The 892-nt window shown below is 58.1% G+C and carries 1 protein-coding gene; it reads right to left on the bottom strand.

What is annotated here, in order from left to right:
• On the bottom strand, nucleotides 1-892 hold an 892-nt coding region (locus tag NKI59_RS34965), incomplete at both ends, for a M24 family metallopeptidase (RefSeq protein ID WP_352709069.1).

Below are 892 nucleotides of genomic sequence, written 5' to 3'. Positions count from 1 at the left end.
GGCCGCCGGTCCAGGTCGGCGGAAATGAGATCCCGACCGTGTAACCGCAATGCTCGAGCCTCGGGAGCGCCTTGAATGCATCAAGATGAGCCCGCCATGCAGCATGCACATCCGACGCGGGAACACCTGGCTTCAGCGCATTCAAGGCCTTGAGATGTGCTTGGTTGCTGATTTCGGAAAGCCTCCTTGCCGACGCAGGAGCTGGACCGACATAGCCCGTTCGGGCCATCGGAGCATGATATCTATCGACACAGCCCGAGAGCTCGAGAAGGAACGAGTCGCCCGTCTTGAGCTCGCGGGAAGTCCATGTGGTGTGCGGTTCGCATATCCGATCCACGGACCTAATGAACGGGGGGAAACCAGGGGACTGTCCTCCGGCAGAAATCATGGCCCTATAGACTTCGGCCGCGACCGTATTTTCGGCCACGCCGTTACCAGCTGTGCCAAGTCCTGCTGAAACCATGATGTCGGAGATTTGTGCCGCTCGTTTAACCTGTCCGATTTCAAAGGGGGACTTGACCATACGCATCTCTTCGACAATGCCCGATGAGTCAAGAAATTCAGCGCTCGGGAGGGCTACCCGAAGAGGAGCGTCGATTGCGACGTTAAACGCGCTGTTCCTTTGCAATGCTACACGCGGGCTCTTGCCGGCGATCGCGACCAGTTGCGACGCGATTGCCGCCGCCACGTCGTCATTGTCGGCATATCCAATGAATTGGACGTCTTTTGCCTGCCGCAGGATGGTGGGTGTTTCGATGCTTCTCGCGAACAGCACCGGCCTACCATTGGCTGGAACCAGGAGCGCATGCAGGCAGAAGTAGCCCTCATAGTCGAGGCCAGCTAGGTAATAGATGGTCTCGGGACTCGTAAAGATTGCGACGTCAATCCCGCG

The sequence above is a fragment of the Mesorhizobium sp. M0598 genome (assembly GCF_040320865.1).
GTDB lineage: Bacteria > Pseudomonadota > Alphaproteobacteria > Rhizobiales > Rhizobiaceae > Mesorhizobium.
The sequence above is the reverse complement of the archived record's forward strand: the minus strand, read 5'-3'. Positions and strand labels throughout refer to the sequence as shown.